11 protein-coding genes are annotated in these 12,730 nt (G+C 71.5%); 6 read left to right on the top strand and 5 right to left on the bottom strand.

The window, feature by feature from the left end; genetic code table 11:
• Positions 1-12: 12 nt before the first annotated feature.
• The 3 genes from AB0J66_RS35395 to AB0J66_RS35405 form a co-directional block, all read right to left on the bottom strand.
• Positions 13-2,208 (bottom strand): bifunctional polysaccharide deacetylase/glycosyltransferase family 2 protein, encoded by a 2,196-nt coding sequence (locus tag AB0J66_RS35395; protein WP_364670327.1) that lies wholly within the window; start codon positions 2,206-2,208, stop codon positions 13-15.
• A complete protein-coding gene (locus AB0J66_RS35400) occupies positions 2,205-2,528 on the bottom strand; it encodes a hypothetical protein (protein ID WP_364670330.1) in 324 nt (107 codons plus the stop codon). The genes AB0J66_RS35395 and AB0J66_RS35400 overlap by 4 nt, the downstream gene beginning before the upstream one ends.
• Before the next feature lie 1,988 nt (positions 2,529-4,516).
• The gene (locus tag AB0J66_RS35405; protein ID WP_364670333.1) at positions 4,517-5,920 is read right to left on the bottom strand and encodes an MFS transporter; all 1,404 of its coding nucleotides are present in this window, start codon (positions 5,918-5,920) and stop codon (positions 4,517-4,519) included.
• 66 nt (positions 5,921-5,986) lie between these two features.
• On the opposite strand from AB0J66_RS35405, the gene AB0J66_RS35410 reads away from it, so the two are divergent.
• Positions 5,987-6,541, top strand: coding sequence for a TetR/AcrR family transcriptional regulator (locus tag AB0J66_RS35410; protein WP_364670336.1), 555 nt, complete (start codon positions 5,987-5,989; stop codon positions 6,539-6,541).
• 4 nt (positions 6,542-6,545) lie between these two features.
• Here AB0J66_RS35410 and folP read toward each other — a convergent pair whose 3' ends face one another.
• Positions 6,546-7,412: a dihydropteroate synthase gene (folP, locus tag AB0J66_RS35415; protein ID WP_364670339.1), complete on the bottom strand. Its 867-nt coding sequence runs from the start codon at positions 7,410-7,412 to the stop codon at positions 6,546-6,548.
• 170 nt (positions 7,413-7,582) lie between these two features.
• On the opposite strand from folP, the gene AB0J66_RS35420 reads away from it, so the two are divergent.
• The 5 genes from AB0J66_RS35420 to AB0J66_RS35440 all read left to right on the top strand — a co-directional run bounded on the left by AB0J66_RS35420 (position 7,583) and on the right by AB0J66_RS35440 (position 11,317).
• Complete coding sequence (locus tag AB0J66_RS35420) at positions 7,583-8,419, top strand: hypothetical protein (RefSeq protein WP_364670342.1); 837 nt, start codon at positions 7,583-7,585, stop codon at positions 8,417-8,419.
• Positions 8,416-8,832 carry a phage holin family protein gene (locus AB0J66_RS35425; RefSeq protein WP_364670345.1) on the top strand — a complete coding sequence of 139 codons (417 nt, stop codon included), beginning with the start codon at positions 8,416-8,418 and terminating at the stop codon, positions 8,830-8,832. The genes AB0J66_RS35420 and AB0J66_RS35425 overlap by 4 nt, the downstream gene beginning before the upstream one ends.
• Entirely contained in the window at positions 8,808-9,434 is a 627-nt protein-coding gene (locus tag AB0J66_RS35430) for a DUF3618 domain-containing protein (RefSeq protein ID WP_364670348.1), read from the top strand. The genes AB0J66_RS35425 and AB0J66_RS35430 overlap by 25 nt, the downstream gene beginning before the upstream one ends.
• A gap of 64 nt (positions 9,435-9,498) precedes the next feature.
• Positions 9,499-10,449 (top strand): TIGR03557 family F420-dependent LLM class oxidoreductase, encoded by a 951-nt coding sequence (locus tag AB0J66_RS35435; RefSeq protein ID WP_364670351.1) that lies wholly within the window; start codon positions 9,499-9,501, stop codon positions 10,447-10,449.
• Positions 10,450-10,486: 37 nt separating this feature from the next.
• On the top strand, positions 10,487-11,317 hold the full coding sequence (locus AB0J66_RS35440) for a glycosyltransferase (RefSeq protein ID WP_364670354.1): 831 nt from the start codon (positions 10,487-10,489) through the stop codon (positions 11,315-11,317).
• On the opposite strand, the gene AB0J66_RS35445 is transcribed toward AB0J66_RS35440, so the two are convergent.
• Positions 11,318-12,724, bottom strand: coding sequence for an aldehyde dehydrogenase family protein (locus AB0J66_RS35445; protein WP_364670357.1), 1,407 nt, complete (start codon positions 12,722-12,724; stop codon positions 11,318-11,320).
• Positions 12,725-12,730: the final 6 nt, after the last annotated feature.

Consider the following 12,730-nt stretch of genomic DNA (forward strand, 5'->3'; position numbering starts at 1 on the left):
ACGGCGATCAGGCTATACGCCGCGGGCCGGGCTCGGGGCCGAGCTGAGGTCGCCCGTCCGGTGGATCGTCTGCCAGCGCAGCCGCCGGCCGGTCACCGCGGCGAGCGCTGACACCAGGAGAACGAGGTACATCAGCTGGCGATACACGATCTGCTGGAGTGGCAGGGTCCAGAGCGGGCGCAGCGGCTCGCGATCGAGCCGGAAGGCCAGGATGGCCGTCAGCACCTGCACGACCAGCATGGCCAGCCAGCCGATGACGGTGATCTGCCGGTCCAGGAAGAGCAGGCCGTAGACCGCCATCAAGTCGATCAGCGGGGCCAGCAGGGGCAGCAGCACGCTGAAGAGCGTGATGAACGGCAGCCCGCGCCGCCCGAACCGGCCGGACGCCCCCGACTCGACGACCGCGTGGCGGTGTTTCCACATCGCCTGCATGGTGCCGTAGCTCCAGCGGTAGCGCTGCTTCCAGAGCTGGTGCAGGGTGGCCGGGGCCTCGGTGTAGGCCCGCGCGTTCTCCTGATAGACCACGCGCCAGCCGGCGCGGTGGATGGCCATGGTCAGGTCGGTGTCCTCGGCCAGGGTGTCCGTGCTCAGCCCGCCGGCCTCGGTCAGCGCCTTGCGGCGGAACGCGCCGAGCGCACCCGGGATGGTCGGGATGCAGCCGAAGGTGTCGTAGAGGCGGCGGTCCAGGTTGAAGCCGATCACGTACTCGATGTGCTGCCACTTGCCGATCAGGCTGCGGCGGTTGGCCACCTTCACGTTGCCCGCGACCGCGCCCATCATCGGGTCGGCGAAAGGCTGCACCAGCCGGTGGATCGCCTCCGGCTCGACCACCGTGTCGGCGTCGACCATCACCACCAGCTCGTTGCGGGACAGCGCCACACCCGCGTTCAGCGCGTTCGCCTTGCCCGAGTTCGGGATCTTGACGATCCGGACGTTGGGGAGGTTCAGCTCGCGCACGGCGTCGGCCGTCCCGTCCGTCGACCCGTCGTCGACCACCAGGACCTCGACCTGCGGATGGGCCGAGGCGGCGAGCGACCGCACGGCCGGCGCGATGGTCAGCTCCTCGTTGTAGGCCGGCACGATGATCGTCACCGGCGTGGTCACCGGCAGGCCCCACGACCAGTGCGGGCTGCGCCGGCGCCGCGAGTGCTGCCAGGCGAACACGAACAGGATGAGCGTGCGGATCACGATCAGGCCGCCCGCAACGATCAGCAGCACCCACAGGATGTCGAGCACGAAGTCGGCCACGTGGATCGTCCACACCAAAGTACGCCCGCGCCAGATCTCGTCGCTGCCGGCCGCCGGGTTGACCTCCTGGCCCATCGCCTGGCTGACCGTGTTGAACCGGTAGCCGCGTTTCTGCAGCTGGGGGATGAGCTGGTCGAGGGCGGCCACCGTCTGCGCGCGGTCACCGCCGGCGTCGTGCATGAGCAGGATCTGCCCGCCGTTGCCGCGCGGCGTCGAGTTGCGGACGATCGCGTCGACGCCCGGGCGTTTCCAGTCCTCACTGTCCATCGTGTCGAGCACGGTCAGATAGCCCTGCGCGCCGACGGACTGCACGGTCTCCCAGTCCTTGTCGGTGATCGCGTCGGCGAACGAGGAGTAGGGCGGGCGCATCAGCGAGCTCGACCGGCCGGTGGCGTAGGCGATGGCCAGCTGGGTCTGCGAGTTCTCCATCTCGCGCCGCCAGTCGGGCAGCTTGGCCAGGTCGGGGTGGGTGAAGCTGTGCCCGGCGATCTCGTGGCCCTCGCGGGTGATCCGGTCGGCGATGCCCGGGTGCCGCGCCACCTGCGACCCGACCACGAAGAAGGTGGCCTGCGCGTGATGGCGGCTCAGCACGTCCAGGATCTTCGGAGTCCAGATCGGATCGGGTCCGTCGTCGAAGGTCAGCGCGATCGTCTTGGCGGGCATGCCGAGGGTCCGTACGTCACCCTCGTCGTTGACCTCGATGATCGGCCCGCCGTTGCTGATCGTGTCCGGCACGTCGTCCGACGAGGCGTTCTCCGAGGTGGTCCCGTCCGGGCTGAAGCCGGCGTCGGTGTAGACCTCGACCAGGATGACCGTGGCCAGCAGGAGCAGCGTCACCAGGGCCAGCACGCCCGACATGACCCGGCGCCGGCGGATCCGCCGCTTGCGCTGCAGCGGAGGCAGCCGCCCGGTCGACTCGGCCGGATCCTGCGGCGGCTGCGTGGCCCGGTAGACGGTCACCGCGTGGCCATCCCCACCGCTTTGCTCGGCTCAGGGGTCCGCTCCGGCGGCCGCGCCGACCCACCGAGCTGGCTCAGCCACACCACGACCAAGGTCAAGATCAAGAGCACACCGATGCCGTACGCCGTACGCCTGATCCACCGCCGCCGCCCACCCGTCGGGTCGACGAAGACCGGCGCCGGCTCCTGCGACCCGATCGGGATGAAGTGGGTCGGCGCGTTCTCCGGCGTGCGGGCCTTGCCCACCGCCTTGCCGACGCGCGCTTGCCCACGCGGCGGCCGCTGGACCGGCGCTCGTCCGATGTTGGGTTCGTCTCCCACCCCTCCGACGCTAAGAGACGCGTCAATGAGACGCACCCCGGACGCCGCGCCCGCATTCCCCCTTTTGTCCAGGCCGTTCGGCTCCGCCTCCGCGCAGCTGCCCAGGTAGGCCGGGGGTGCTAGATCATCCACCCCAATCGATCTTGGCCAAGCTTTTCCGATCGCTGTCACCCACCCGACGGAATCTCAAGCCTTTCCCCGATGCACCCACCCCATCCGGCCGATCACGCGATTCCACGCCATGGCGTAAGCGCGGCCCTCACGCGCCCCGCCGTCGTCCGTCCCCGTCCCCGTCCGTCCGCGCTTCTAAGGAGGCCCGCCTCGGCGTCGAAGCCCAAGACGCAAACTGATCCGCGCCGCCTAGACGGCCCGGCTGCGGTCGGCCGGTCGACATCGGACCACTAAGCGCGTGTGCCGGGACAGCAAGTCCTGACTCTCCACGCGCGCCTGCGCACCGCGACCCGAGCCACCCGTCTTCAGCGGCCCGCCACCGGTGACCCGCCCCAACGATCGCGAGCCGGCAGCTGTTTCCCCTCGACCTTTGCGCCTCCGCGGCGTCCTGAAATGGGTGCCGTATTCGGGAAGCGAAAGAAAAGGCGCCGCCGCGGCTGTCTGTTGCTGTATTTCGGATCTCGTGACGACTTTCGCCACTATGGATTTGGGAGGCCGGCCGCAATTCGCGATCAGCTCGGCCGCGGCAGAAGGCGCCACCCCGCGGCAAGCGGGATCGTCGGGGCCGAGCCGGCTCCGACCATGGAAAGTGCGGCAGCGAATGGGCCGGCCGAGCGACGTTCGCTTGGCATGCGTTCCGGCTCGAGTCCCGGCTCGGGTCCCGGCCCGCGTCACGGCTCGCGTCCGCCGAGATGTCTTGGTCGGCGTTGCCCGGCTGTGGTGAGCCGACAACTTCAATGGCCCGCGCCGGCGTCCCCGCCGGTCGCAAAATCGGCTCAGCTCCACTCGGCTGATCTGGCTTTACATCCTGTGCGGCGGCCGTCGACCTGCTCGCCCGAATCGCGGACCGCCCCGCCGGCCGCGACATGGACGTAGGCGCGACTGGCCGTGGCGCCGGCTGCCGAGCCTCGGCGGGATACCGGGCCAGGCTCGCCTCGCGCCGAAGGCGATACAGCTTGAGGCCGTGGCGCTGCGCGAGCCCCCGCTCTCGGCGACGATCGAGCTCACGACGCTCCTCATCATTTCCCGGCGACCAATTACGCGCACGAGTCCGGTCACGCAGGACCGACATCTGCTCACGAGTAAAAAGCCCAAGCTGCTGATAACGCATGACCAATTATCCCGCCGCCAGACCGGAGAAACCACCCGCCGGCCACTCTGGATCATGCCAATCCCAGGGACTGTCCAAAAGGGCTTGTCGGCACCATTTCTGGGCGCGCTATTCTACTGTCGGAGCCAATATGCAGAGGTCGGAGGAACGCTTCAGGCGGGGCAGGAAAACAGCTCTCGACGTTGATGCGGACCAGCGCGACCCGGCCGCCCGGCACGCCGTGGTGTTCGGGCCGGCCGTCCGCTTGGGACCCGCGCCACCCGGCGCAACCCCGCGCGCGGCGGGCCGTGGGGTGCGGGCCTGGCTGTCCGCTTGGGGTGACTCGGGCCGCCTGGCGTTACCCGGCGCGCGGCGGGCCGTGGTGTGCGGGCCTGGCTGTCCGCTCAGGGTAGCCCGGGCCACTGGGCGCAACCCGGCACGCGGCGGGCCGTGGCAAGCGAGCCCGGCCGTCCGCCGGGGGTGACCCGGGCCGCCCGGCGCAACCCCGTGCGCGGCGGGCCGTGGGGTGCGGGCCTGGCCGTCCGCTGGGGGTGACCCGGGCCGCGTGGCGCAATCCCGTGCGCGGCGGGCCGTGGCGAGCGGGCCTGCCATCCGCTTGGGGGTGCCCCAGCCGGCGGCCCGTGGCGGGAAGGCGCCACGACCCAGGCCGCCCGCACGGTCTGGGCCGAGCCGTCGAAACGGCTCGGCCCGTATGGTGCCCAGTGGGTCAGGAGCGGCGGCGGGGGAGCCAGAGGGCGACCACGGCGCCGGCGGCGACGATGGCGGCGCCGACGATGACGGCCGGTCGGATGCCGTCCACGAAGGACTGGTGGGTGGTGTAGCTGCCGTACGAGCTGAAGATGGAGGCCAGGGCGGCCACCCCGACGGCCACGCCCAGCTCGCGGATGGTGTTGTTGACGCCGGAGGCGACGCCGCGCTGCTCATCGGTGACGCTGGCCATGGCGACCGTGCTGACGGGGGCGAAGGTCAGGCCCATGCCGATGCCGGCCAGGACGAACGCGCCGACCAGCGAAGAGTAGGTCACGTCGGTGCCGGTGGCCAGGCCGATCCAGAGGATGCCGGCGGCCAGCAGGACCTGGCCGGCCAGGATGAGGTTGCGCTGGCCGATGCGGTCGCCGAAGATGCCGGCCAGCGGGGCGACGATCATCGGGGCAGCGGTCCAGGGCAGGGTTCGCAGGCCGGCGTCGAGCGGGCTCAGGCCCTGGACGACCTGGAAGAACTGGGCGAGCAGGAAGACCGAGCCGAAGGCGCCGGCCGAGAAGGCCAGGGTGACGAGGTTGACCAGGCCGAAGCCGCGGGAGCGGAACAGTGACAGCGGCATCATCGGGGCCGGGTTGCGGGTCTGCCAGGCCAGGAACGCGGCGATCAGCAGGCCGCCGCCGACGAGCATGCCGAGGACGCGGCCGGAGGTCCAGCCGTGGTCCGGGCCGTCGACGACACCCCAGATGACGAGCAGCATGCCGGCGGCGGAGAGGACCAGGCCGAGCGGGTCGAGGCGGCGGGCGCCGCCGCGGGATTCACTCAGGACGGTGCGGGCCAGGAAGACGGCGACCACGCCGACCGGGACGTTCAGCCAGAAGATCCAGTGCCAGTCGAGTCCCTCGACGACCGCGCCGCCGACGACCGGGCCGACCGCGACGCCGAGGCCGCTGATGCCGCCCCAGATGCCGATGGCGGCGGTACGCATGTTGTCCGGCACTGCGGCTGAGAGAAGGGTCAGGGCCAGTGGGGCCACGGCGGCGCCGCCCAGACCTTGGATGGCGCGGGCCGCGGTGAGCTGCCACGGCTCGGAGGCGAGGCCGGCGGCGGCCGAGGCCAGGGTGAAGACGACCAGGCCGGCCACGAACATGCGGCGGCGGCCGATCCGGTCGCCGAGGGCGGCCGCGGTGAGCAGGAACGCGGCGAAGGGCAGGGTGTAGGCGTTCACGAACCACTGCAGGTCGGTCAGCGAGGCGCCCAGGTCGGTGCGGATCACCGGCAGCGCCGTGCTGACCACGAGGTTGTCCAGCGCGACCATGAAGGTCGGGATGCCGACGGCGGCGAGCACCGCGGCCAGCGGCCGGGCGTTGCGCCGGGGCGCGGCGGCGGGTGCTTCCTGTACGGCGGTCATCATCGTCTCCCCAGAAGTTGTTATCGACTGATAACCAAAGTAGTTATCGACTGATAACCTGTCAACATGTCTCGCACCCGTCTCACCGCCGAGGAGCGCCAGGAGCAGCTCGTGGCGGCCGCCGTCACCGCGTTCAGCAGCGGCGGCTACGCCGGCACGACCACCGACCAGGTGGCCCGTCTGGCCGGCGTCTCCCAGCCGTACGTGATCCGCCTGTTCCGTACGAAGCAGGAGCTCTTCCTGGCCGCGATGCAGCACACGGTCGACCGGATCGACGCGACCTTCCGGGCCGCCGCCGACCAGGAGCCCACCCTGGAGAGCCTCGGCCACGCCTACTACGAGCTGCTGAGCGAGCAGGAGCTGATGACGATGCTGCTGCACGGCTTCGCGGCCAGCGCCGACCCCGCCATCGGCGAGCACGTGCGCACCGGCTTCGGCCGCCTCTACGAGACCGTCCGCGCCCTGACCGGCTGCACCGCCGAGGAGTCCCGCGCCTTCTTCGCCGAGGGCATGCTGCTCACCTGCCTGGCCTCGATGCGGGTGATCGGCCGCGAGGCCGTGCCCCTGCAGCCCTGGTCGGCCGACCTGGCCAGCACCTATCCGGCGGCCAAGTTCGACTGACGCCTTACATGTTGTGCTTGAGGTAGGCCGGCTCGCGCCAGCCCAGCAGGGCCTCGGTCATCCGGACGGCGTCGACCGCGGAGCGGACATCGTGGACGCGGACGATGCGGGCGCCGCGCTCGATGCTGAAGACCAAAGCGGCCAGCGTGCCGGCCAGGCGCTCGTGCTGCGGGGCGTCGATGGTCTCGCCGATGAAGTCCTTGTTGCTGACGGCGGCCAGCACCGGGTAACCGATCGCGGCGATCTCGGGCAGCCGGCGGGTCAGCTCGAGCGTGTGCCGGGTGTTCTTGTTCAGGTCGGGGCCCGGATCGACGATGATCTGATCCGGTCGTACGCCCCGGTCGAGGGCGACCCGTACCCGCGCCCGCAGGAACGCGGCGACCTCGCCGGTGACGTCGTCGTAGCGCGGGCTCGGCCACGGTGTGCGCGGGGCGGCCAGGCTGTGGGTGATGACCAGTTGGGCCCCGGTGCCGGCGACCACGTCGGCCATCTCCGGGTCACGCAGCCCCGACGTGTCGTTGACGACCGCCGCCCCGGCCTTGATCACCTCGGCCGCCACCGCCGGCCGGTAGGTGTCGACCGAGACGACCGTCCGGGAGCGGGCCGCCTCCACCACCGGCAGGACGCGCTCGAGCTCCTCGGCCGGGCTGACCTCCGGGCCGGGCGCGAACGGCACTCCGCCGACGTCGATCCAGTCGGCGCCGGCGTCGGCCGCGGTCTGCACGGCCTCCACCGCTTGGCCGAGGGCGAACGTGCGGCCGCGATCGTGGAACGAATCGGGCGTCCGGTTCACGATCGCCATCACGGCCACCTGCCGGGTGAAATCAAATGGGCGCCCGCCGATGACCCGCCGACCGTTCTTCTCGCTCACGATTCGCGAGCGTAACAGGCGGCCGTACGCAGGGCAGAAGCGGTCGCGTACCCGTCGTGGAGCGAATCATGCGGACCAAAATTCGCTTAATTCTGCGGCGCGAATTGAGAATGGACGGTCGCGGGGAAGGGTAGTTGATTGGTCGTCGAAATCCCCTCTGGAGGAATCACATGAGTGACGTGCCATCGGGCGTTCGCGGACCGGGCGCCGTCGATCCCGTCGAGGTGCCGGCGACGTACCCGGCCGAGACGTATACGACTGAGACCTACGCCGAGACCTATTCCGCGCCTTCCGGAGGCCAGAGCTCCGGCGGTGGGGCCAAAGAGAAGGCCAAGGAGGTCGCCTCCCAGACCGGCCACGCGGCCGGCGAGGCCGCCGCCGACGTCAAGGACACCGCCAAGGAGCAGGCCGGCCGGGTCGCTTCCGAGGCCAAGGCGCAGGTGAGCAACCTCGCCTCGGACGTCAAGGGCCGCGTCAACGAGCAGGCCCACACCCAGAACCAGAAGCTCGTCGGGTCGATCCGGGACACGGCCGACCAGCTCGACCAGATGCGTGGCGATCGGGGCGACACCCCGGCCGCGCAGGTCGTGACCCGGATCGCCGACGGCGGCCGCCAGTTCGCCGACTACCTGGACCGCAACGGTCCCGAGGGCGTGCTGCGCGAGGTGCAGGACTTCGCCCGCCGGCGTCCCGGCGCGTTCCTGGCCACCGCGCTGGCCGCGGGCTTCGTGGTCGGCCGGCTGGGCAAGAGCGTGGCCAAGGCCGAGCCGAGCGCGAGCAGCGCCCCGAAGCCGGACAGCGACTCCTTCGTGTCCAGCACGCAGACCGACACCACGGCCGAGTACGCCACCGGCTACCCGACCACGCCGACCTACCCGGCGTCCGGGCCGGTGACGACCGCGCCGACCGGCGGCTACGCCAGCGCCACCGAGTACACCTCGACCGGCACCGGCACGCCCGCCGTGACCAACGAGTACGTCGTGGACAGCCCGGAGCGTCCACGATGACCACCCCGTACCAGCACGACCGGGCCGAGGAGGTCTCCGAGACCTCGGTCGGCGAGCTGATCGGCAACATCAGCAACGACCTGTCCCAGCTCTTCCGGCAAGAGGTCGAGCTGGCCAAGGCCGAGGTGCAGCAGGAGGCGAAGAAGGCCGGCAAGGCCGCCGGGATGCTCGGCGGCGCCGGTTTCGCCGGATACCTCGCGGTGCTGTTCCTCAGCCTCGCCGCGGTGTTCGCGTTGGATGCCGTCATGCCCGCCGGGTGGGCCGCCCTGATCGTGGCCGCTGTCTGGGGCATCGTCGGTGGCGTCCTCTACGCGAACGGCAAGAAGAAGCTCAAGAACGTCGACCCGATGCCCCGCCGCACCGTCGACACGCTCAAGGAGGACGCCCAATGGCTGAAGAACCCGACCGGCTGAAGCAGGACATCGAGAACACCCGGCGTTCGCTGACCCGCGACGTCGACCTGCTCGCCGAGAAGACGAGCCCCACCAAGGTGGCCCAGCGGCGCTGGACGGCAGTCAAGGAAAAGGTCATGGGCGTCAGCGACAGCGCGTCGAACAAGGCGTCGGACGTAGGAGGAACGGTGAGCGACAAGGCGAGCCAGGTCGGCAGCGCGGTCAGCGACAAGGCCTCGCAGGCGAGCGACGTGGCCAGCGAGAAGGCCCACCAGGCGGCGGACGCCGTGAAGCAGGCGCCGCAGGCGGTGGTCCAGCAGACCCAGGGCAACCCGCTCGCGGCCGGCATCATCGCGTTCGGCGTGGGCATGCTGGCGGCCACGCTGATCCCGGTCACCGAGGCCGAGAAGAACGCCGGCGCGGCGATCAAGGAGCACAGCGGCGACCTGACCGAGAAGGTCAAGGACGCCACCCAGGAGCTGCGCGAGGACCTTCAGGGCACGGCCCAGGAGGCGCTCGGCCAGGTCAAGGAGACCGCCCAGGACGCGGTCCAGACGACCAAGGACACGGCCAAGGGCAACGCCCAGGACGTACGCGACCAGGCGCGCTCGGCCGCATCCTGACAACGCATCATCCCGGCTCGGACCAGCGCGTTTGCGAGGCTCCGGGCCGGGAAGCTGTACGGGTATGAAACTCGGATACAAGCTGGCCGCGGAGGGCTTCGGCCCCAAGGAGCTGATCCGCCAGGCGGTCCGGGCCGAGCAGGCCGGATTCGACTTCGTGGAGATCAGCGACCACTTCCACCCCTGGCTCGACGTGCAGGGCCATTCGCCGTTCGCCTGGAACGTGCTGAGCGCGATCGCCATGCGGACCGACCGGCTGGGCCTGGCCACGGGCGTGACCTGCCCGACCGTGCGCTACCACCCGGCGATCATCGCGCAGGCGGCGGCGACGCTGGCGATCATCTCGGACGACCGGTTCACGCTGGGCATCGGCGCCGGCGAGCGGCTCAACGAGCATGTCGTCGGCCAGGGTTTCCCCAGCGTGCGGGGGCGCCACGAGCGTCTCGTGGAGGCCCTGGACATCATCAACCTGCTCTGGCAGGGCGGCTACCAGTCCTATGAGGGCAAGCACCTGCAGCTCGAGGACGCGCAGGTGTTCGACCTGCCCGAGAAGCTGCCGGTGATCGCGGTGGCGGCCGGCGGCAACAACGCCGCCGAGCTGGCGGCCACGCACGGCGGCGGCCTGTTCGCCACCGAGCCCCGCAAGGACCTGGTCGAGACGTACGCCCGCAGCGGCGGCAAAGGTCCGAAGTACGCCGAGGTCTCCGTGGCGTGGGCGCCGACCGCCGAGGCCGCGATCAAGGCCGCGCACGAGACGAGCCGCTGGGGCGTCACCGGCTGGAAGGTCATGGCCGAACTCCCGAATCCGGTCAATTTCGAGGCGGCGTCGGCCACCGTACGCCCGGAGGACGTGGCGGAGGCCTTCGCGCACGGACCCGATCCGGAGCCTTACGTGAAATCGGTCAAGGAGTACACGGAAGCGGGATACGATCACATCGTCCTGATGAATGCCGGGCCCGATCCCGACGGATTCCTCGACTTTTTCGAAAAAGACCTGAAAGGGCGACTCGGATAACGATTCTTGTGGGCCCGGCCGGGGTATCGGCGACGCCATGTCGCTGGACGTGCAAAAAAATATGGTGGAGACCGACGACGTCACCGTTGTGGTAGCCACCCGCAATCGGGCCGACCGTCTGCGCGAGACGATGCCCCGGCACCGGGCCCGGACGATCCTGGTCGACAACGCCTCCGACCAGCCGCTGCCCGACCTCCCCGGCGTCGACGTGGTCCGGCTCGGCGACAACCTCGGGGCTGCCGCCCGCAACATCGGGGTCGAGCGGGCCCGTACGCCGTACGTCGCCTTCGCCGACGACGACTCGTACTGGACGCCGGGCTCGCTGGCCCGGGCCGCTGAGATCATGGACGCGCATCCGCGGGCCGCCGTGCTGGCGGCCCGCGTGCTCGTGGGGGAGGACCGCCGGCTCGACCCGGTGTCGGCGGCGATGGCCGAGGGCGTGCTGGGCCAGAACAAGACCGGGCCGGCCGTCCTCGGCTTCCTGGCCTGCTCGATCATCGTGCGGCGGGAGGCGTTCCTGACCGTGGGCGGCTTCGAGCCACGCCTGTTCGTCTACGGCGAGGAGGCCCTGCTGGCGATGGACCTGGCGGCGGCCGGGTACGAGCTGTCGTACGCCGACGAGCTCGTCGTGCGGCACCTGCCGCAGCCGGCCGGCCGGGACAACGGCGCCCGGGCCCGCCGGGAGACCCGCAACCGGGTGCTGACCGCGCTGCTGCGCCGCCCGCCCCGCGTCGTGGCGGGAACGCTTCGTCAAGCCGTACGGCAGAGCCCGCGCGGAGTGACCGACGCCCTGCGTGACCTGCCCTGGGCCCTGAGCCGGCGCCGGCCGCTCCCGCCGGAGGTGGAAGCGGCCCTGCGCAAGCTGTGACTACCAGCCCGAGGGCGGCGCCTGGATGTGCACCGCCTTCGTGGCCGTCATCTCGTCCAGCAGCTCCGGGCCGTAACCGAAGCCCTGCCCGCTGCCGCGACGCGGGTGCGCGGCCCCGGCCGGCGCTCCGCCGAAGACCGCGTTGACCTTGACCGTGCCGGTCGGCAGCGCCCGCCAGGCCTGCTGGGCGTGGCTCATCGAGGTCGTCAGCACGGTCGCGGCCAGGCCGTAGGGCGAGTCGGCGGCCCGGCGCAGGCCCTCGTCGAACGAGTCGACCACCATGACCGGGGCGACCGGGCCGAACGTCTCCTCACGCATCACAGTCATGTCGTCGGTGCAGTCGGCCAGCACGGTCGGCGGGTAGAAGGCGCCCGGACCGGCGGGGACGGCCCCGCCGCGTACCGCCCGGGCCCCGTCCTTGACCGCCTGCTGCACCTGCTCGTCGACGGCGTCGCGCATCCGGCGGTCGACCATCGGGCCGATCTCCGCCGCCCACCGGTCGGCCTCGGTGGCCAGGCAGTCGAGGAACGCGCCGGCCACGTCGCGGTGCACGTAGACCCGCTCCACGGCGACGCAGATCTGCCCGGAGTTGACGAACGCGCCCAGTGCCACCTGCTGCGCGGCCCACGCCGGGTCGACACCGGCGTCCACGATGACCGGATCCTTGCCACCGTTCTCCAGCAGGGCCTTGGCCCCGGTCCGGGCGCACGCGGCGGCGATCGAGCGGCCGGTGGCGGTCGAGCCGACCTGGGCGACCACGTCGACCGGGGCCGCGGCCAGCGCGGCGCCGACCGCGCCGTCGCCGTTGACCAGGTTGAGCACGCCCGCCGGGAAGTGCGGGGCGAGCACCTGCACGAGCCGCCAGCCGGTGGCCGGGGTGCGCTCGCTCGGCTTGTGGACGACGGTGTTGCCGGTGACCAGGGCCGCGCCGAGCAGCCCGCAGGAGACCGCGACCGGGTCGTTCCACGGGGTGATGACCGCGACCACGCCGCGCGGCCCGTACGCCATCAGGTCGATCGCCTCGTCGTCGCCGGCCAGCGAGCGGCCGCGGTGGGCCGGGCCGAGCTCCGCGTACTGCCGCAGGGTGCCGACGCCGGCCCCGATCGACTCGCGGGCGCCGCCGACCGGCTTGCCCATCTCGGCGCTCATGATCTCGGCGAGCTCGTCGGCGGCCGCCTCGAGGGCGGTGGCCGCGGCGTGCAGGGCGGCCGCGCGGGCGGCCGGGGCGGTGCCGGCCCAACGGGCGGCGGCCTCGCGGGCGGCCGCCACGGCCGCCGCGACATCGGTCTCGGAGGAGACCGGCACGGTGGTCACCGGGGTGCCGTCGGCCGGGTTCACAACGGACAGTCGGCGGTCCGAATTGCCCGGTTCCCAGCGCCCGGCGATGTGCTGCTCCACGTCATACATGAGCGG

The organism is Actinoplanes sp. NPDC049598, assembly GCF_040675435.1.
Taxonomy (GTDB): Bacteria; Actinomycetota; Actinomycetes; order Mycobacteriales; family Micromonosporaceae; genus Actinoplanes.

Excerpts from the sequence above, each read along its gene's own strand:
- AB0J66_RS35405 (WP_364670333.1), bottom strand. The coding sequence starts at position 5,920 with ATGACCGCCGTACAGGAAGCACCCGCCGCCGCGCCCCGGCGCAACGCC.
- AB0J66_RS35410 (WP_364670336.1), top strand. The coding sequence starts at position 5,987 with ATGTCTCGCACCCGTCTCACCGCCGAGGAGCGCCAGGAGCAGCTCGTG.
- AB0J66_RS35420 (WP_364670342.1), top strand. The coding sequence starts at position 7,583 with ATGAGTGACGTGCCATCGGGCGTTCGCGGACCGGGCGCCGTCGATCCC.
- AB0J66_RS35425 (WP_364670345.1), top strand. The coding sequence starts at position 8,416 with ATGACCACCCCGTACCAGCACGACCGGGCCGAGGAGGTCTCCGAGACC.
- AB0J66_RS35430 (WP_364670348.1), top strand. The coding sequence starts at position 8,808 with ATGGCTGAAGAACCCGACCGGCTGAAGCAGGACATCGAGAACACCCGG.
- AB0J66_RS35435 (WP_364670351.1), top strand. The coding sequence starts at position 9,499 with ATGAAACTCGGATACAAGCTGGCCGCGGAGGGCTTCGGCCCCAAGGAG.
- AB0J66_RS35440 (WP_364670354.1), top strand. The coding sequence starts at position 10,487 with ATGTCGCTGGACGTGCAAAAAAATATGGTGGAGACCGACGACGTCACC.
- AB0J66_RS35445 (WP_364670357.1), bottom strand. The coding sequence starts at position 12,724 with ATGTATGACGTGGAGCAGCACATCGCCGGGCGCTGGGAACCGGGCAAT.